The organism is Pseudomonas sp. PB120 (assembly GCF_009761815.1).
Taxonomy (GTDB): Bacteria; Pseudomonadota; Gammaproteobacteria; order Pseudomonadales; family Pseudomonadaceae; genus Aquipseudomonas.
Genome location: NZ_RWIN01000142.1, coordinates 77,271 through 93,036 on the forward strand (window position 1 = coordinate 77,271; position 15,766 = coordinate 93,036).

Here is a 15,766-nt window from a genome sequence, read left to right on the forward strand (position 1 = left end):
TCCAAGGATTTATCGCGCCATCAAGGGCGAAGGGCAGGGAGGCGGTAGCCATGACCAGAGTCATTCTGGAGATCGATACGCGACTGTATCGATTGTTGAAGTCTTCGGCCGAGACCAATCATTTGAGTCTCGAAGAGGAGTGCTGTCGGCGTCTGGAGGGGGCCGACCGGCGCTCGCGATACTTGCAGGCGCTGGTGGCAGAATTGCGCGCCGAAGATGAACAACGGCGCGCCAATCCTCGGTAATTACTTTTTCTTCGCGGGTGTGGCTTTCGGGCAATCTGATTCCTGGAAGCTCGCGGAACCGACTGCGCGATTGGTCTTCACCTCGGTAAAGTCGTAACGCATGACGGCGCCCTTTGCCATCAGCTTGCGGAAGCCCGGGTTGTTGCACACGGACGCGCCCAGCTGGAAATACACGGCCTTGGGGTCGGCGCGCATCTTTTGCGCGTGGCTGCTTTGCACGCTCAAGTGGTTGATCAGCGTGTTTCCTTCGACGGTGTAGCCCTGATCAAGAATGTCTTCGTTGATCGCCCGTGGCGTGCCGGCGCTGCTTTGTGCGGCGACGTTGCGCAGCTCTCTGTTGAGATTCTGCTCACTCAAGGATGCAGCCTGAGCGTTGAAGGACGACGCCAGCAGAATGGCAGCGGTGGGAACGATAAGGCGCAGCATGAAACTCTCCTGGTTCAGTGACTGGTGGTTCGACCAGCCACATGACTGTGCGTTCAGTGGCGGCGAATTATAGGGGAGCCCGTCTGGACGGTACAGGCTTGTGCCAACCGCTCTGGTAAACTGCCGGTCTTTATTGATTGCCTTGAGTGCTGTTCGTGTCGAGTTTTCCTGTCTGCCGGCGTTGCCCACGATGAACCACGCTCCCAACGCGGTAGCCCGTTTGCGCGATGAGCGCGAAGAAGAAGGCATCAAGCCGATTCAGGCCCGTGGCTGGAGGGCAACCCGTTGCCGCGCCTGCCGTGTGATCGAGAGTCATTGTCTGTGCGTCTGGCGTCCACAGGTCGAGACCCGCAGCGGCGTGTGCCTGATCATGACCAACAAGGAAGTGTTCAAACCGAGTAACACCGGTTGGCTGATCGCTGATGTCGTACGCGATAACCATGCCTTTATCTGGTCACGCACGGAAACGGACCCGAAATTGCTGGCATTGCTCAGCGACCCGCAATGGCAACCGTATCTGGTCTTTCCGGGTGAGTATGTCGAGCCTGAGCGGGTGACGAACACGGTCGACGTCGACAGCACCAAACGGCCGCTGTTTATTCTGCTGGACGCAACCTGGACCGAAGCCCGGAAGATTTTCCGTAAGAGTCCGTATTTTGATGCGCTCCCGATCCTGAGCCTGTTGCCTGAAAAGCTGTCGCGCTATCGGTTGCGCCGGTCTACCCGCAGCGAGCACCTGTGCACCGCTGAAGTGGCGGCGTTGTGTCTTGATCTGGCGGGCGATGTCGAGACGGCATCGGCACTGGACGCCTATTTTGACGTGTTCAGCCAGCATTACCTGGATGCCAAGCATCAGCTGGATATGAACGTTTCAACACCGGCACATGCGGAGCTGATGCCCTTTGTGCAGAACGGCGCCCCTGTCATCGGCTGATTGTCGCCCATACTGCAAAGAACTGTAGCCGCCCTGCATCTTGACCACCCCGGCTTCGCTGGGCATGCTTGGCGCCGATTGGGGCGCGGCCAATGTTTGATACGCCGTTTTTTTGCGTGAATAGCCACGCGATTGGCGTTGAACGTGCCCCGTTGGTGCAGCTCCGTGGCTGTACCTCGAGTTGTTTGAAAAAACAGGATCATTTGAAAAATGGCCACATACGAAATCCTGATTGCCGATGACCACCCTCTATTTCGTAGCGCCTTGCATCAAGCGTTGACACTGGGCCTTGGCCCGGATGTCCGTCTGGTGGAAGTGGCAAGCATTGCCGAACTGGAAATCCGTCTCGACGAGAAGGCCGACTGGGACCTGGTGCTGCTCGACCTGAACATGCCGGGGGCGTACGGTTTTTCCGGGCTGGTGCTGTTGCGTGGCCAGTACCCGCAGATTCCGGTGGTCATGGTCTCGGCCCAGGAAGAAGCTTCGATCATGGTGAAGTCCCGTGAATTCGGTGCCAGCGGCTTCATTCCTAAATCGAGCGATTTGAGCGTTATCCAGAAAGCCGTAAGAGCCGTATTGGACGGTGACGTTTTCTGGCCGCCCCAGGCCTTCGAGGCGGTGAGTGTTTCCGACGAAGCCAAAGCCGCCAGCGAAGGCCTCGCAAGCCTGACGCCGCAGCAGTTCCGCGTGTTGACCATGGTCTGCGAAGGGTTGTTGAACAAGCAGATTGCCTACGAATTGAGCGTCTCCGAGGCGACGATCAAGGCGCATGTTACGGCGATTTTTCGTAAGCTGAATGTGCGGACCCGAACTCAGGCAGCGTTGCTGCTGCAACAACTTGAGTCAATTTCTAGCCACTAAACAGTGGCACCTTCACGCTTTTTTGACTTTGGTTGATCTAGCTTTCCCACTCTTTCTGATCAGTTGCCTACTCTTATGTCACCTTTCAAAGGCCAGACCGGCCTAAAACGCATCCTCAATGCTTCCGGTTACTCGCTGGATGGCTTGCGCGCCGCCTTCACCGGTGAAGCGGCTTTTCGGCAACTGGTGTTGCTCAACGTTATCCTGATTCCGCTTTCATTCTTCTTGAATGTCAGCCGCGTCGAGCAGGCGCTGCTGATTGCTGTCTGCCTGCTGGCGTTGATCGTCGAGTTGCTGAATTCCGCTGTTGAAGCGGCGATCGACCGCATTTCCCTGGAACTGCACCCGCTGTCCAAAAACGCCAAGGACATGGGCAGCGCCGCACAGTTTGTGGCGTTGAGCATGATCGCGCTGGTCTGGGCGGTCATCCTGCTTTAAGCGATGGTAGGCAGCACGATCTCGTCGCTGCGCTGAACCCCGGCGGTGAAGGCGCGGCACAGGTCAAGGAACTCGCGCATCGCCGACGTCTGATATTTCTGTTTGTGCCAGATGAAATAGAACTGCCGCGCCAGGTCCAGGTCCGGGGTTTCCACCGCGACCAGGCTGCCGCGCCGGAAGGCGTCGCGCAGCGCCAGGCGCGAAATGCAGCCAATCCCCAGTCCTGATTCCACCGCCCGCTTGATCGCTTCGGTGTGTTCCAGCTCCAGGCGAATGTTCAGCGAGCTTCGATGGTGGCGCATGGCCTGATCGAACGTCAGCCGCGTGCCCGAGCCCTGCTCGCGCAGAATCCACGCCTCGTGGCTCAATTCTTCCATCGTCGCCATGCCACGTTTGGCCAGCGGATGCTGCGGTGCACAGAACACCACCAACTCATCCTCGACCCAACTTTGCACTTCGATGTCCGGATGGCTGCAATCGCCTTCAATCAGACCCAGATCAATTTCGTAATGGGCAACCTGTTGCACAATATTGGCAGTGTTCTGCACATGCAGCTTCACCTGACTTTCAGGGTGGCGCTGCATGAAGCTGCCGATCAGCAGCGTCGCCAGATAATTGCCGATGGTCAGCGTCGCGCCGACGGCGAGGGAGCCGAAACCGGACTTGCCGTTTAGCAGGTCTTCGATTTCCTTGGCCTGGTCGAGCAGCGCCACCGCTTGTGGCAGCAGTTGTTTGCCCAAGGCGTTGAGGCTTAACCGTTTGCCCGCGCGGTCGAACAGCTGGCAGCTGGACTGGCGCTCCAGTTCGGTGATCGAGGTGCTCGCCGCCGATTGCGAAAGGTTGAGCAGGCCCGCAGCACGGGATACGCTTTCCTGCTGGGCGACGGCGACGAATACTTGAAGTTGACGGAGAGTAAATCGCATATCTATATAACCGATAACCCTTATCTTAATAATCCATTTAACAGATATTGTCGCTGCCATTAGAATGCGATGCAATTGCGCACATCATCGGCGCAGGCAAAATCTCCAGGAGTCCCACGTACATGAGCAACATGAACCACGAGCGTGTCCTCAGTGTTCACCACTGGAATGACACTCTGTTCAGCTTCAAGTGCACCCGCGATCCGGGCCTGCGCTTCGAGAACGGTCAGTTCGTGATGATCGGCCTGCAACAGCCCAACGGCCGGCCGCTCATGCGCGCTTACTCGATTGCCAGCCCGAACTGGGAAGAGCATCTCGAGTTCTTCAGCATCAAGGTGCCTGATGGCCCGCTGACTTCACAGTTGCAGCATCTGAAGGAAGGCGACGAGATCATCATCAGCAAGAAGCCTACGGGCACGCTGGTACTGGACGACTTGAAGCCTGGCAAACATTTGTACCTGCTCAGCACCGGTACCGGTCTGGCGCCGTTCATGAGCGTCATCCAGGACCCGGAAACCTACGAGCGTTTCGAAAAAGTGATCCTGTGCCACGGCGTACGTTACGTCAACGAAGTCGCTTACCGGGAGTTCATCACCGAGCACCTGCCACAGAACGAGTTCTTTGGCGATGCATTGCGTGACAAGTTGATCTACTACCCGACCGTGACCCGCGAGCCGTTCGAGAACGAAGGCCGCCTGACCGACCTGATGCGCAGCGGCAAGCTGTTCAGCGACATCGGCCTGCCTCCGATCAACCCGCAGGACGACCGTGCCATGCTGTGCGGCAGCCCAAGCATGCTCGACGAGACCAGCGAAGTGTTGAACAGCTTCGGCCTGAAAGTTTCGCCGCGGATGCGCGAGCCGGGTGATTACCTGATTGAGCGCGCGTTCGTCGAGAAATAAGAACACCGCTTAACCGCTCTGCTTTACCTGTGGGAGCGAGCCGGCTCGCGATGGGGGAGTGTCAGTCGACATCAATGTTGACTGTCACACCGCAATCGTCGGAACGCCGCCCGGAGCCGGCTCGCTCCCACAGTTGTTTTTGGTGTTCAGACCTTCGCCGAGATGACTTCGAGGACTCGAATCACACCGGGCTCGGGATAATGCCAGCGCACATCCACATCCCAGAACTGCGCGCCATATTCCCGCTCTGGTGTCGGCGTCTGGTACGCCGGGCGCGGATCTTGCGCCAGGCATTGCTCGACCAGTTCCACCAAAGGTTCTTCAAGGCGCTGAGCGTGGTCGTGGGCCTGTTGCAGTGATGAGTCCGTCCACTGCACGGGAATCAGCAGCGGCGCGGCGCTGGCGATGCTGTTGGAGGCGGTGTCGATGATGTCGGCGTACGGCACGTAGGGCTTGATGTCGAGAATGGGCGTGCCATCGAGCAGGTCGATGCCGGATATCCACAGGCGATTGGCCTCAACCTTGTCCAGCTTCACCACGGATTGGCCAATGCCATTGGGTCGATGCGTCGCACGGGTGGCAAACACACCCATGGATTTATTGCCGCCCAGGCGTGGCGGGCGGACTTTGAGGCGTGGTTTTTCTTCCAGGGCCTGATGAAACAGAAACAGCAGCCAGACGTGGCTGACCTGTTCCAGCCCTTGTACCGCATCGCCCTGATCGAATGGCGCGACCAATTCCAGAACACCGCGGGCGGCCGGGGCCAGTTGCGGTTGGCGCGGGATGGCGAACTTCTCCTTGAAGCAGGAGCGCACGAAGCCGATGGGGGAAACGCTGTAGGTCATGTTTAGCGGTCGAGGCGGGGGTGGGGGCCGGCATGATAACCCATGCACACTCTGTGGCGAGGGAGCTTGCTCCCGCTGGGGTGCGAAGCGCCCCCAAAGGCACGCGGCTGCTTCGCAACCGAGCGGGAGCAAGCTCCCTCGCCACAAAAGCAGGTGTCAGAGGCTAAACCCCCCATCCAACGGAATAATATTCCCTGTCATGTACGCCCCTGCCGTACTCGCCAGGCTGATCGCCAACGCCGCCATCTCTTCCTCCCGCCCCCAGCGCTTCATCGGAATCAACGCCGTATCTTCTGCCAGCGCCTGCTCATCATTGCCGATGTGCTGCGTCATCTTGCTCGGGAAGCGCCCCGGCGCGATCACGTTGACGTTGATGTGCTGGCTCACCAGTTCGCGCGCCAGAATCCGCGACAGTTGGTGCAGGGCGGCCTTGCTCGGGCCGTAGGCATAAGCCTGTTCGCCAAAGGAAGAAATCCCCGCCACCGAGCCGATGTTGATGATGCGTGCCGGGTTCTTCTCTGAACCGGCCTTTCGCAGCAGCGGCAGGAATTGCTGGATGCAGTTGAACACCGACGTCACGTTGAGCTGCATGACCTTTTCCCAGCCCTTCACCGGGTAACTTTCCAACGGTGCACCCCAGGTGGTTCCGGCGTTGTTCACCAGGATATCGAGATGGCTGATCTGTTCGCCGAGTCGCGTGGCGAGCTGGAGCACGCCTTCTTCGGTGGCCAGGTTGGCAGCTAACGCGTGGCAACGGCCAAAAGCGCTCAACTCGTCAGCCGTTTGCTGACACGCCTCGGCATCCCGGGCGCAGACGTACACGGTAGCGCCGGCCTCGACATAAGCCTTGGCGATCATTTTGCCGATACCACGGGTGCCGCCGGTCACCAGAGCGGTGCGGCCTTGCAGGGAAAAGTACGGGTGCATGGCGAATCCTGAGAACTGAAGGTCAGTACACCCTAGTCGTCAGCCGCCGGAAGCGGAGCCACTATTTTTGCGAGGAATGAAGGGGCATTCGGACTTGTAGGAGCGAGCTGGCTCGCGATGGTCGATAACGATAACGCGTGCTTTCTGGATAAACGCGGTGTTTTCGAATCCATCGCGAGCAAGCTCGCTCCTACAGGGGCAGGCTACTGCGGGCGAACGCGTAGGGTCAGACCCTTGAGGAAGTTACGCAGCAGCTGGTCGCCGCAGGTGCGGTAGTTGGTGTGGCCGAACTTGCGGAACAGCGCGCTCAGCTCAGGCTTGGACACCGGGAACTCGGCGGCCTTGAGGATCGCGTGCATGTCGTCTTCTTTCAGCTCGAAGGCCACGCGCAGTTTTTTCAGGATGATGTTGTTGGTCACCGGCACTTCGATCGGCTGCGGCGGACGGCTTTCGTCCTTGCCGCGCTTGAAGATCACCAGGCCGTCGAGGAAGTGCGCCATGACTTCGTCCGGGCAGCGTACGAAGCCTTCCTCGTCCTCTTCTTTCTTGTCGAGGTAGGTCAGCAGGTCTTCCAGGCTCACGTCCATGCCGCCGAGCTTGATGATCTCGATGACTTTCTTGTCGCTGATGTCGAGCATGTAGCGCACGCTGCGCAGTACGTCGTTATGAATCATGGTGTGCAATCCTGATATTCGGCAGTGGGCGCCGCATAAGCCGCGGCGCCAAAAAGTAGGGCGGCGTGAAAAGTCTTAGAACTTCTCTTTGCCGGACAGGTAGCGCCATTGCCCCAACGGCACCTTGCCGATGGACACGCCGCCGATGCGAATGCGGCGGATGGCGACGACCTTCAGGCCAACGGCCTGGCAGAACAGGGCGATCACGCCCGGTTGTGGGTTCTTCATCGCGAAACGCAGGCGGTTTTCGTTCTGCCAGCTGGCTTTGACCGCAGGCAATTCCTTGCCCTTGTAAGTCAGGCCGTGATTCAGGCGGTTGAGGCCGTGAGCGACCATTTCGCCTTCAACTTCCACCACATACTCCTGCTCGATCTTCGCGGAGTCGGCGGTGAGTTTGCGCAGGATTTTCCAGTCCTGGGTGAACACCAACAGGCCACTGGCGTTGGCCTGCAGGTCGGTGCTGGCGGTCAGGCGCAGGAAGTGGCCCTTGAGCGGGCGTTTGCTGAAGCGGTGTTCTTCGCTCAGGGTGTCGGCGCTGAGGGTCGCCATGGCCGTTTCCGCATCCATGCCCACGGGCACGTTCAGCAGAATGGTTACCGGCTCCGGCGCGGTGGCCTTGGCTTCTGGGTCGAGCTCGACTTTCTGCGTGTCGACCTTGAATTGCGGCTCGTCGATGACTTCACCGTCCACGGTGACCCAGCCGCCCTCGATGAACAGCTCAGCCTCCCGACGGGAACAGCCGACGAGTTCGATGAGGCGTTTGGAGAGACGAATCGGGTCAGTCATGACAGGGCCGTAACAAAAAGGGGGTGGGCATTGTACCTGCCTGGCGCCGGTTAATCCCGGCTCCATTTCAGTGTGACTGCTTTTTGTGGTGTCAGCCGTGGCCTGATTGCTGTTGGTTTTGACGCAAGCGCATATGCAATAACGGATACGGCTGGCCCATGCCATCGACCTCCGAACGCCCGATCACCTCGAAACCCTGCTTGAAGTAAAACCCCAGGGCCTGCGGGTTCTGTTCGTTGACGTCCAGCTCATCGGCATTCAAGTGTTCCATGGCATAGCGTAGCAGCTGCTTGCCGAGCCCCTGGCCACGGTGCGCCGGGTCGATGAAGAGCATTTCGATCTTGCCCGCCGCTACGCCGGCAAACCCGGTAATGCGCTGGCGCCGGTCTTTGGTGCAAATCAGCATCACCGCGTCGAGGTAACGGGTCAGCACCAGGTTCTTCAGCAGTTCGATGTAACTCTCGGGCAGAAAATCATGGGTGGCGCGCACCGAGGCTTCCCAGACTTGCGTGAGTTCTGCGTAATCGCTCAGTTTCGGCGTGTGGATGACCGAGTGGTGGCGCATGGCCGGATGCCCCTTTTCACCGTTGAGTGTGCGAGTCCTTTCTCCCACAAAACGATAGACGTAAAAAAGCCCCGCATCTCGTCAAGAGAGCGGGGCTTTTCGTATTTTTTGCGTTTAGATCTGTTCAGCCCACAGGTCGTATTCGTCGGCGTCGGTGACTTTGCACCAGACTTTGTCGCCCGGCTTCAGGTTGCTGCCGTTGTCGATGAACACGTTGCCGTCGATTTCCGGGGCGTCGAAGAAGCAGCGGCCAACCGCGCCTTGCTCGTCGACTTCATCGACCAGCACTTCGATTTCACGGCCAACGCGCATTTGCAGGCGCGCCGAGCTGATGGCTTGTTGATGCGCCATGAAGCGGTCCCAACGGTCCTGCTTGACGTCGTCCGGCACGATGGCCGCGTCCAGCAGGTTGGCCGGGGCACCTTCGACAGGCGAGTACTGGAAGCAGCCGACGCGGTCGAGTTGGGCTTCGGTCAGCCAGTCCAGCAGGTACTGGAAGTCTTCTTCCGTTTCGCCCGGGAAGCCAACGATGAAGGTCGAACGGATGATCAGGTCCGGGCAGATTTCGCGCCAGTTCTTGATGCGAGCCAGGGTCTTGTCTTCGAAAGCCGGGCGTTTCATGGCTTTCAGGACTTTCGGGCTGGCGTGCTGGAACGGGATGTCCAGGTACGGCAGGATTTTCCCGGCGGCCATCAGCGGGATCAGCTCGTCGACGTGCGGGTACGGGTAAACGTAGTGCAGACGGACCCAGACGCCGAGGGTGCTCAAGGCTTCGCAGAGTTCGGTCATGCGGGTTTTCACCGGCGCGCCATTCCAGAAACCGGTGCGGTACTTCACGTCGACGCCGTAGGCGCTGGTGTCTTGCGAGATCACCAACAGCTCTTTGACGCCGGCCTTGACCAGGCGCTGGGCCTCGTCGAGCACATCACCGACCGGACGGCTGACCAGCTTGCCGCGCATCGACGGGATGATGCAGAAGCTGCAGCTGTGGTTGCAGCCTTCGGAAATCTTCAGGTAGGCGTAATGGCGTGGAGTCAGCTTGATGCCTTGCGGTGGCACCAGGTCGATCAGTGGGTTGTGATCCTGGCGCGGCGGCACGACGTCATGCACGGCGTTGACCACTTGCTCGTATTGCTGCGGACCGGTCACGGCCAGCACGCTCGGGTGCACGTTGCGGATGGCACCTTCTTCGACGCCCATGCAGCCGGTCACGATGACTTTGCCGTTTTCCTTGATGGCTTCGCCGATCACTTCCAGCGACTCAGCCTTGGCGGAATCGATGAAGCCGCAGGTGTTGACCACCACGACGTCCGCGTCCTGATAAGTGGACACGACGTCATAGCCTTCCATGCGCAGCTGGGTAAGGATGCGCTCGGAGTCGACCAGTGCTTTGGGGCACCCTAGCGATACAAACCCTACACGTGGATTATTACTCATATACTCATAGCCTGCAGGGTTCGCCCTGGTCGAATTTCAAGGCGCGCGATTCTAAACGCTGGTCAAAAAATGCGCAAAAACAATTATCGCGATTGGTTGGCGTTCTCATTGGGAGGAGGAAGGTATGTCTAATAGGGAAAATATCAAAGTAGGTACAGCAAAGGGCGGAAGGATTTATGTTGTGCGGAGAAACTCAAGCAAAGCAAACGGATTGTCAGGTTTGCTTGGAGCGCTATTCTCCTACGCCGCAGCGTTATCTGTTGTTTATGGCTTGCTGTCATTTAATCGCCCGGATGTCATTGAAAAAGCGTTTGAAAACAAAGTCGCGTTAGGTGCGTTAATATTCGGTGCTGGTGCGGTTTTGATTGCTTTTGCACTTTTGATGTCAACGTTGGGTACTGCTACTTTTGAAAAGGTTAGTAGTAGTCTTGATGGGCAGGTTAATATAACTTCTTCATTGTCTAAACTCGGTCGTTGGGCAATTCGCATCGCGACTGGGGTAGACTTTGCAGCGCTGGAAGCAGAGAGTAAACTTGCAAAGTCCGCATCTAATGATGATTTAGTTGGGCTGAAGGAGGATTTTTTTAGTTATGGCGCGGTGTCCAGTGATACGCCTTTTGAAATTTATATCTCGAGTATACTGAAATCTCTTTCTGCCTATGCTACAAGCTCTGAAGTCACAGCGACCAAGCTATTGGATAAGGGTGTGGCTTTCATGGCGGGCGGATTGGTTTTCTATGTCGTTGCTATTGTCATTTGGCAAATGTTTGCGAACCTAACGCACCCAGATCCAAATGTAATGTTTGTTGGGATGGCCGCCTGCTCAATGACTTTTGTTATTGTGGAGTTTCTTGCTGCCTGGTTCTTTAAGCAGTATCGATATTATGTAGAAGTTTCATTGTCCTGCCTAAGGGTTAGGTCCGTGTATGACCGTTATCTATTGAGTTACTATGCTTTGCGAGAGTTTAAAGGCGAGGCTGATGAAAGCATTCGCGATAAAATGACTGAAATTCTCAAGGAAGACGCGGGCTGGCCAACTTATAAAGGGGGGGTAGCTAACGATTTCAACTATATGATCGAGTCCATGGGGGTTGTCCATACAACTATGGAGAAGATGAGGGGTGTTTTTCAGTCGAAGAAGGAAACAGAATCGAAAGCCGATAAAGTATGAGTGCTGGTAGTGTCAAAGTATTTAGTTATCTTCGCTTTTCAGATCCTCGACAGGCTGCTGGGAGTAGTGCGGACCGCCAACTTGCCTACGCTGCAACCTGGGCGGCAAAGAACGGTATGGAGTTGGATGCGACACTCACACTCAAAGATGAGGGATTGTCTGCTTACCACCAGCGGCACGTCACTCAGGGGGCGTTAGGAGTTTTCCTCCGGGCAATCGAGGACGGGCGGATCGCCAGCGGATCAGTCCTGGTAGTTGAAGGCTTGGACCGCTTGAGTCGAGCGGAGCCTATACAGGCTCAGGCTCAGTTGGCCCAGATCATCAATGCAGGTATTACAGTCGTCACCGCTAGCGATGGGCGCGAGTACAACCGGGCGGGTTTGAAGGCGCAGCCAATGGACCTGGTCTATTCGCTCCTGGTGATGATACGGGCGCATGAAGAATCCGACACAAAGAGCAAGCGCGTTAAAGCCGCGATCCGCCGACAGTGCGAAGGGTGGCTAGCCGGCTCATTCCGTGGATTGATCCGCAATGGAAAAGACCCGCAATGGTTGCGGTGGAGCGATCAGGGTTGGGAACTGATCCCTGAGCGCGTCAGCGCCGTACGTCGAGCTCTGGAGTTGTATCAACAAGGTCTTGGTGCCGGACGAGCAGCCAACGTGATGCACCAGGAGGGATTCGAACTTTCCAGTTGGGGGATTTCTGGCCAGCAAGTTTACCGACTGATCAAGTTACCCGCGCTGCGCGGAGTCAAGCGGCTGGCTGTGGATGGCGAGGCTTACATGCTCGAGGAGTATTACCCTCGGATTCTCTCCGACACGGAGTGGGCAGAACTCCAACATCTGGCTAGCCAACGACACCGACGCCGTGGAGCTGGTGAAATACCCGGGATCATTACCGGCATCGGCCTCACCTATTGCGGTTACTGCGGTACCGCTCTGGTGGCTCAAAACATCATGCACCGTCGGCGCGAGGATGGAAGTCTCGCCGATGGCAATAGACGTCTGCACTGCACTTCATACAGCAAGAACGGCGGCTGCTCGGCAAGTGGCAGCTGCAGCGTCGTGCCAATTGAGCGTGCGCTGCTGAACTTCTGTTCTGACCAACTCAACCTGCAGCGCTTGCTGCAGGTTGGAGATGATGGCCAAGGTGTTCGCCGCCAGTTGGTCGTTGCCCGTGCAGCAGCGGAGAAAATCACCGCACAGCTCGGCAAAATCACGGAGGCGCTGCTGGATGATGAAAGTGGTTCGGCCCCCCTCGCATTTGTCCGCAAGGCTCGCGAGCTGGAAGCGCAGCAAGTCCTTGCCGAGCAGAAGGTTGTGCAGTTGGAGTACGAGCTGTCTGCAGTGTCCGGAGCTTCCAGGCCTGCACAGGCAGAGCGATGGGAGGAGCTGTCGGAATTGGTGTCCGCCGGGAATTACGACGCGAGGGAGAAAGTCCGCCAGTTGGTCATGGATACGTTCGAGCGGATTGTCATCTTTATGAGGGGGCTGGATCCAGATGGTCGAAAAGGGCGATCCATTGATGTGCAGTTGTTATCCCGCACAGGTCAGCACCGGTTGATCCAGATTGATAGACGCAGCGGGAATTGGGTGGCCAGCGAAGATTGGGATTAGAGGGCTGCTTGTGATACTGTTTGTATATACAGTAGTGGCTAGGTGCCTTATGCTTGTTCATCCCGTTGTCTTTTTCCAATCGTTCTCGCGTTACGAGCAACTCAATTCTCGAGTCCATCGCCAGGTTAACAGCCCGGCCGCGCAAGCTAAGCGACAGACGGTAATTGTCCGGCAGTCCAGTGAGCGGTTGGAGGACTGGGATAAATTGATCGAGCAACTGGACGCAGAAGAGAGCGTGCGCGTGACGCTGCTGGGGGATGGTGTCGCTCAATTAAGGTGGACGAATCAGCATTCCTGTTGAGTAGGTTGCGGCTAATAAATTCGCAGGCACAAAATAAGCCGCCGGTATTGACTATATGTTAGCCGGCGGCTAACTTGTCTCCGTCAGTTCAAGTCAGCACTTAGCGCTGCCCTGATCGCTTCGGAGGTCCCCAGTATGAATACCCTCAACCTTTCTTCTGATTCCCGGTCGCAGTTGACCTGGCAGGTCAGCCAGAACGGCACCTTCCCTCACCCCCTGCACAACGAGAACGGCGTGAGCTGTGCCACGGCCTACGTAGTCATTGAGCAGTGCGCCAGAGCCGTATCTGTGCGCGTCGAATTGGGCGATAGCGTCAACACCATCACCTTGGCCCACCGTAAAAATACTGCTGAGCGGGTTGCCCTTTATCTGGAAGAGCTGGCCAACGGTGTTTCCCTTCGCAGCGTGCCGGAGGTTGACGAGTACCTGCTAGTGAGTGGCATGGAGTCAGTGCTGCTCGCTGCGGTTCGATTGCGCAAAGGTACCTATCACCTTCCTGCTGACGGGATTGAACACCTTGACCTGTTGCTGCATCCCAGCAATAGCGATCCTTCGCGCACAGTCTTTCGCTTCGAGCTGGACAGTGTCGGGCTGACCCTGCCGCTGCTGTTGCCCAATGATCGGGTGCTAGCCTACGAACTGCTTTCTGGTTGCGTTCAAGAACTGATTGCCAACTACCGCTGCGCGGCTTAGGGGAATGGGGGCGACCATGACTATGAACATCACCCTTTCAGAACTAGACAAACGACTGCTGACCAAAGGCATCGCTGGCTGGAGAAATGCGAATGCGGACATAGACACCGCGATTGAGTCCGAAAACTGGTGTGCTATAGATGGAGCCCAGAACGCCCGGTCACTGCATGCGAATACCATCGCATTGATAGTCAACAAGTACACAGACACCACAGCAGAGCAGGGGGCACGGCCATGATCGGTATTCCCAAGACAGGCACTCTGGAACATGGCTTTATCAGCGCCAATGTCACTAGCGGTTATCAGTTCACTACCATCGACGGCCGCCCGGCGCGACTGGCGATCATCGACGACCAGGGCAACGTCGTCGAGTCTGGCGACGCTGTAGCCCGGGAAGCTTGGAACGTGTGCATCGCTGTGATTAAGAACTTCAAGATCGGACAGGGCCATATCGTGGTGCACAGCGCACCACCAGGATTAGTCAGACAGAACACACCGAAACCGCATAAGCGTGCCAGAAGAAATGTCGATCTGGATGCGATCAGCCCAGCAACACCCGCTGCCAGTGGTCTTCGCCAATGATGGCGATAGACATGCCTTCCTCGCGCAGCTCTACCGCGCGGAGGATTTTTGTGCCATAGCTGCTGTGCAACCATTGCTCATTGCCGATGCTGCCAACTACCAAATAGTCGACCTTCCTGCTAATGCCAGGACCAATGTTTGCACCACGTTCGCGCACAACTCGCTCGCATTCCTTACGTGGACCAAAGGCCATGGTACCGGTGAAGACGAACACGCGGCCGTCGCAGACGATCTCGGGTTCTGGGCGGTTGAGAGGCAGGGGGTTAGGAGCACTGTAGGCTTTGGTTGATGGGCCGGAAACGCTGAGGCCAGCGAAGCCACGCAGGGTGTCAAGCAGCTCCGCGGACTCCTCGGCATCAAGCTCACCGTCTTGGAGCATCAAACTGATACGTTGGTACAGTAAGTTGATGACCGGGTCATCCAGGTGGACCAACTGGGTGTCGATCCACTGGCGCAGGAACTTGGCCTCGTCAATGGTGACTACGCCGTCAGCGGCGATGCCAGCGGCCAGACCAGCAAGCACGTCGGCGCTACGACGATCCATGCGGTCGGCATTGAAGAAACGGCTGTTTTTGAACTCGTCGTGCAGGTCAGACATTACTCACGTTCCTTGTGGGGGATGGACTACATACCAGTGATCTTGGCATCGATTGCCCGGCCAGTGATTTCCCACGTGCCATCTAGGGTAACGGTCTGGTACTCGGGGTTGAGAGGTACCAAATAACCGACGCCAGCGTCCTGGACGTACTGCTTGAAGGTGTGTTCGCCACTGATGGTGTGGCGAGCGATGTAGAACTTACCGCTGATTAGGTCGAAACCCTCGGGGCGGATCAGGATCGGGGTACCCTCAGGGAAGCTAGGCGGCGTCTCCGCAGTCATCGACTTGCCTTTGACCTTGAGCCAGTAGCCGCGCGGGCCGGCGTTTTCGGTGGAACTTAGCCATTCGTCCGCGATGCCAGTGGGATAACAGGCAGACGATTCAAGGCGCTCGCCCGCAGCGATCCAGGTGATCAGGGGGTACTCCCTAGCTTCCCTGTGCGGCTGCAGCATGGGCGCGACGTTGGAGTGGTCTGCATCAGAGGTCATTGCAGCAATCTCAGCCGCCAAGCGCGGGCTGAAACTTTCGACAGGTTCCTCCAGCAGCCTTGCCAGTACTGACGCGAACCTAGCGTTAAGAGGGTTGACGCCATTTAGGTACTGGTTAACCGACGCAGGGGTGATTCCTGCAGTGTCTGCAATTTTCTTCTGGCTGAGTTTAAGTGCGTTCTTTTTCGACAGAAAGAGAGCGTTGGCGGCATGGCATTCTGCCAAATGCGCGTCAGATAAAGGTTTTTTCTTAGACATTTTTTGAGTATAAGCCGTTGGCTAATTATTTTGTTTAGCCGCCGGCATTGATTAATTATAAGCCGCCGGCTAATATTCTCAGAACTCGTCGTTCTG

Annotated in this window: 21 protein-coding genes; 11 read left to right on the forward strand and 10 right to left on the reverse strand. The window is 57.2% G+C overall.

Going from position 1 to position 15,766, the window contains the following annotated elements:
* Window positions 1–50 precede the first annotated feature (50 nt).
* Window positions 51–245, forward strand: a complete 195-nt coding sequence (locus EJA72_RS26155) for a hypothetical protein (protein ID WP_157714768.1) — start codon at window positions 51–53, stop codon at window positions 243–245.
* On the opposite strand, the gene EJA72_RS26160 is transcribed toward EJA72_RS26155, so the two are convergent.
* Complete coding sequence (locus EJA72_RS26160; RefSeq protein ID WP_157714769.1) at window positions 246–671, reverse strand: PA3611 family quorum-sensing-regulated virulence factor; 426 nt, start codon at window positions 669–671, stop codon at window positions 246–248. It lies immediately after the preceding gene.
* Between the two features lie 190 nt (window positions 672–861).
* Between EJA72_RS26160 and EJA72_RS26165 the strand changes: the two genes are divergently transcribed.
* The 3 genes from EJA72_RS26165 (at window position 862) to EJA72_RS26175 (ending at window position 2,904) form a co-directional block, all read left to right on the forward strand.
* The gene (locus EJA72_RS26165; RefSeq protein ID WP_157714770.1) at window positions 862–1,605 is read left to right on the forward strand and encodes a tRNA-uridine aminocarboxypropyltransferase; all 744 of its coding nucleotides are present in this window, start codon (window positions 862–864) and stop codon (window positions 1,603–1,605) included.
* Window positions 1,606–1,815: 210 nt separating this feature from the next.
* The gene (gene erdR / locus EJA72_RS26170) at window positions 1,816–2,466 is read left to right on the forward strand and encodes a response regulator transcription factor ErdR (RefSeq protein WP_157714771.1); all 651 of its coding nucleotides are present in this window, start codon (window positions 1,816–1,818) and stop codon (window positions 2,464–2,466) included.
* 75 nt (window positions 2,467–2,541) lie between these two features.
* Window positions 2,542–2,904: a diacylglycerol kinase gene (locus EJA72_RS26175; RefSeq protein WP_008010143.1), complete on the forward strand. Its 363-nt coding sequence runs from the start codon at window positions 2,542–2,544 to the stop codon at window positions 2,902–2,904.
* Here the strand turns inward: EJA72_RS26175 and EJA72_RS26180 are convergent.
* Entirely contained in the window at window positions 2,901–3,827 is a 927-nt protein-coding gene (locus tag EJA72_RS26180) for a LysR family transcriptional regulator (RefSeq protein ID WP_157714772.1), read from the reverse strand. The genes EJA72_RS26175 and EJA72_RS26180 overlap by 4 nt on opposite strands.
* Before the next feature lie 122 nt (window positions 3,828–3,949).
* Between EJA72_RS26180 and fpr the strand changes: the two genes are divergently transcribed.
* Window positions 3,950–4,729 (forward strand): ferredoxin-NADP reductase, encoded by a 780-nt coding sequence (gene fpr, locus EJA72_RS26185; RefSeq protein ID WP_008054100.1) that lies wholly within the window; start codon window positions 3,950–3,952, stop codon window positions 4,727–4,729.
* A 146-nt stretch (window positions 4,730–4,875) separates the two neighbouring features.
* Here the strand turns inward: fpr and tsaA are convergent, their stop codons facing one another.
* From tsaA to rimO, 6 genes are all read right to left on the reverse strand, one after another.
* The gene (gene tsaA / locus EJA72_RS26190; protein WP_157714773.1) at window positions 4,876–5,574 is read right to left on the reverse strand and encodes a tRNA (N6-threonylcarbamoyladenosine(37)-N6)-methyltransferase TrmO; all 699 of its coding nucleotides are present in this window, start codon (window positions 5,572–5,574) and stop codon (window positions 4,876–4,878) included.
* 156 nt (window positions 5,575–5,730) lie between these two features.
* Window positions 5,731–6,501 carry an SDR family oxidoreductase gene (locus EJA72_RS26195; RefSeq protein WP_157714774.1) on the reverse strand — a complete coding sequence of 257 codons (771 nt, stop codon included), beginning with the start codon at window positions 6,499–6,501 and terminating at the stop codon, window positions 5,731–5,733.
* 203 nt (window positions 6,502–6,704) lie between these two features.
* The gene (locus EJA72_RS26200) at window positions 6,705–7,175 is read right to left on the reverse strand and encodes a DUF1456 family protein (protein WP_038979193.1); all 471 of its coding nucleotides are present in this window, start codon (window positions 7,173–7,175) and stop codon (window positions 6,705–6,707) included.
* Window positions 7,176–7,250: 75 nt separating this feature from the next.
* A complete protein-coding gene (locus EJA72_RS26205) occupies window positions 7,251–7,961 on the reverse strand; it encodes an rRNA pseudouridine synthase (protein WP_157714775.1) in 711 nt (236 codons plus the stop codon).
* Window positions 7,962–8,052: 91 nt separating this feature from the next.
* Entirely contained in the window at window positions 8,053–8,526 is a 474-nt protein-coding gene (locus tag EJA72_RS26210; protein WP_157714776.1) for a GNAT family N-acetyltransferase, read from the reverse strand.
* 114 nt (window positions 8,527–8,640) lie between these two features.
* On the reverse strand, window positions 8,641–9,963 hold the full coding sequence (gene rimO / locus EJA72_RS26215; protein ID WP_157714777.1) for a 30S ribosomal protein S12 methylthiotransferase RimO: 1,323 nt from the start codon (window positions 9,961–9,963) through the stop codon (window positions 8,641–8,643).
* Window positions 9,964–10,087: 124 nt separating this feature from the next.
* Here rimO and EJA72_RS26220 point away from each other — a divergent pair, with 124 nt between their 5' ends.
* From EJA72_RS26220 to EJA72_RS26245, 6 genes are all read left to right on the forward strand, one after another.
* On the forward strand, window positions 10,088–11,134 hold the full coding sequence (locus EJA72_RS26220; RefSeq protein WP_157714778.1) for a hypothetical protein: 1,047 nt from the start codon (window positions 10,088–10,090) through the stop codon (window positions 11,132–11,134).
* A complete protein-coding gene (locus EJA72_RS26225) occupies window positions 11,131–12,750 on the forward strand; it encodes a recombinase family protein (RefSeq protein WP_157714779.1) in 1,620 nt (539 codons plus the stop codon). The genes EJA72_RS26220 and EJA72_RS26225 overlap by 4 nt, the downstream gene beginning before the upstream one ends.
* A 49-nt stretch (window positions 12,751–12,799) precedes the next feature.
* A complete protein-coding gene (locus EJA72_RS26230; protein WP_157714780.1) occupies window positions 12,800–13,051 on the forward strand; it encodes a DUF1654 domain-containing protein in 252 nt (83 codons plus the stop codon).
* Between the two features lie 135 nt (window positions 13,052–13,186).
* A complete protein-coding gene (locus EJA72_RS26235) occupies window positions 13,187–13,744 on the forward strand; it encodes a hypothetical protein (RefSeq protein WP_157714781.1) in 558 nt (185 codons plus the stop codon).
* Window positions 13,745–13,760: 16 nt separating this feature from the next.
* Window positions 13,761–13,982: a hypothetical protein gene (locus EJA72_RS26240; RefSeq protein ID WP_157714782.1), complete on the forward strand. Its 222-nt coding sequence runs from the start codon at window positions 13,761–13,763 to the stop codon at window positions 13,980–13,982.
* The gene (locus EJA72_RS26245; RefSeq protein ID WP_256679773.1) at window positions 13,979–14,326 is read left to right on the forward strand and encodes a hypothetical protein; all 348 of its coding nucleotides are present in this window, start codon (window positions 13,979–13,981) and stop codon (window positions 14,324–14,326) included. Before EJA72_RS26240 ends, EJA72_RS26245 begins: the two co-directional genes overlap by 4 nt.
* Here the strand turns inward: EJA72_RS26245 and EJA72_RS26250 are convergent.
* Both EJA72_RS26250 and EJA72_RS26255 read right to left on the reverse strand, forming a co-directional pair.
* Window positions 14,286–14,924, reverse strand: a complete 639-nt coding sequence (locus EJA72_RS26250; RefSeq protein ID WP_157714783.1) for a BRCT domain-containing protein — start codon at window positions 14,922–14,924, stop codon at window positions 14,286–14,288. The genes EJA72_RS26245 and EJA72_RS26250 overlap by 41 nt on opposite strands.
* Before the next feature lie 26 nt (window positions 14,925–14,950).
* Window positions 14,951–15,670 carry an XRE family transcriptional regulator gene (locus tag EJA72_RS26255; RefSeq protein WP_157714784.1) on the reverse strand — a complete coding sequence of 240 codons (720 nt, stop codon included), beginning with the start codon at window positions 15,668–15,670 and terminating at the stop codon, window positions 14,951–14,953.
* Between the last annotated feature and the right edge of the window lie 96 nt (window positions 15,671–15,766).

Excerpts from the sequence above, each read along its gene's own strand:
- EJA72_RS26250 (WP_157714783.1), bottom strand. The coding sequence starts at position 14,924 with ATGTCTGACCTGCACGACGAGTTCAAAAACAGCCGTTTCTTCAATGCC.
- EJA72_RS26180 (WP_157714772.1), bottom strand. The coding sequence starts at position 3,827 with ATGCGATTTACTCTCCGTCAACTTCAAGTATTCGTCGCCGTCGCCCAG.
- EJA72_RS26210 (WP_157714776.1), bottom strand. The coding sequence starts at position 8,526 with ATGCGCCACCACTCGGTCATCCACACGCCGAAACTGAGCGATTACGCA.
- EJA72_RS26245 (WP_256679773.1), top strand. The coding sequence starts at position 13,979 with ATGATCGGTATTCCCAAGACAGGCACTCTGGAACATGGCTTTATCAGC.
- EJA72_RS26165 (WP_157714770.1), top strand. The coding sequence starts at position 862 with ATGAACCACGCTCCCAACGCGGTAGCCCGTTTGCGCGATGAGCGCGAA.
- EJA72_RS26205 (WP_157714775.1), bottom strand. The coding sequence starts at position 7,961 with ATGACTGACCCGATTCGTCTCTCCAAACGCCTCATCGAACTCGTCGGC.
- EJA72_RS26220 (WP_157714778.1), top strand. The coding sequence starts at position 10,088 with ATGTCTAATAGGGAAAATATCAAAGTAGGTACAGCAAAGGGCGGAAGG.
- EJA72_RS26195 (WP_157714774.1), bottom strand. The coding sequence starts at position 6,501 with ATGCACCCGTACTTTTCCCTGCAAGGCCGCACCGCTCTGGTGACCGGC.
- EJA72_RS26255 (WP_157714784.1), bottom strand. The coding sequence starts at position 15,670 with ATGTCTAAGAAAAAACCTTTATCTGACGCGCATTTGGCAGAATGCCAT.
- rimO (WP_157714777.1), bottom strand. The coding sequence starts at position 9,963 with ATGAGTAATAATCCACGTGTAGGGTTTGTATCGCTAGGGTGCCCCAAA.
- EJA72_RS26200 (WP_038979193.1), bottom strand. The coding sequence starts at position 7,175 with ATGATTCATAACGACGTACTGCGCAGCGTGCGCTACATGCTCGACATC.
- fpr (WP_008054100.1), top strand. The coding sequence starts at position 3,950 with ATGAGCAACATGAACCACGAGCGTGTCCTCAGTGTTCACCACTGGAAT.
- EJA72_RS26175 (WP_008010143.1), top strand. The coding sequence starts at position 2,542 with ATGTCACCTTTCAAAGGCCAGACCGGCCTAAAACGCATCCTCAATGCT.
- erdR (WP_157714771.1), top strand. The coding sequence starts at position 1,816 with ATGGCCACATACGAAATCCTGATTGCCGATGACCACCCTCTATTTCGT.
- EJA72_RS26240 (WP_157714782.1), top strand. The coding sequence starts at position 13,761 with ATGACTATGAACATCACCCTTTCAGAACTAGACAAACGACTGCTGACC.
- EJA72_RS26160 (WP_157714769.1), bottom strand. The coding sequence starts at position 671 with ATGCTGCGCCTTATCGTTCCCACCGCTGCCATTCTGCTGGCGTCGTCC.
- EJA72_RS26235 (WP_157714781.1), top strand. The coding sequence starts at position 13,187 with ATGAATACCCTCAACCTTTCTTCTGATTCCCGGTCGCAGTTGACCTGG.
- EJA72_RS26155 (WP_157714768.1), top strand. The coding sequence starts at position 51 with ATGACCAGAGTCATTCTGGAGATCGATACGCGACTGTATCGATTGTTG.
- EJA72_RS26230 (WP_157714780.1), top strand. The coding sequence starts at position 12,800 with ATGCTTGTTCATCCCGTTGTCTTTTTCCAATCGTTCTCGCGTTACGAG.
- tsaA (WP_157714773.1), bottom strand. The coding sequence starts at position 5,574 with ATGACCTACAGCGTTTCCCCCATCGGCTTCGTGCGCTCCTGCTTCAAG.
- EJA72_RS26225 (WP_157714779.1), top strand. The coding sequence starts at position 11,131 with ATGAGTGCTGGTAGTGTCAAAGTATTTAGTTATCTTCGCTTTTCAGAT.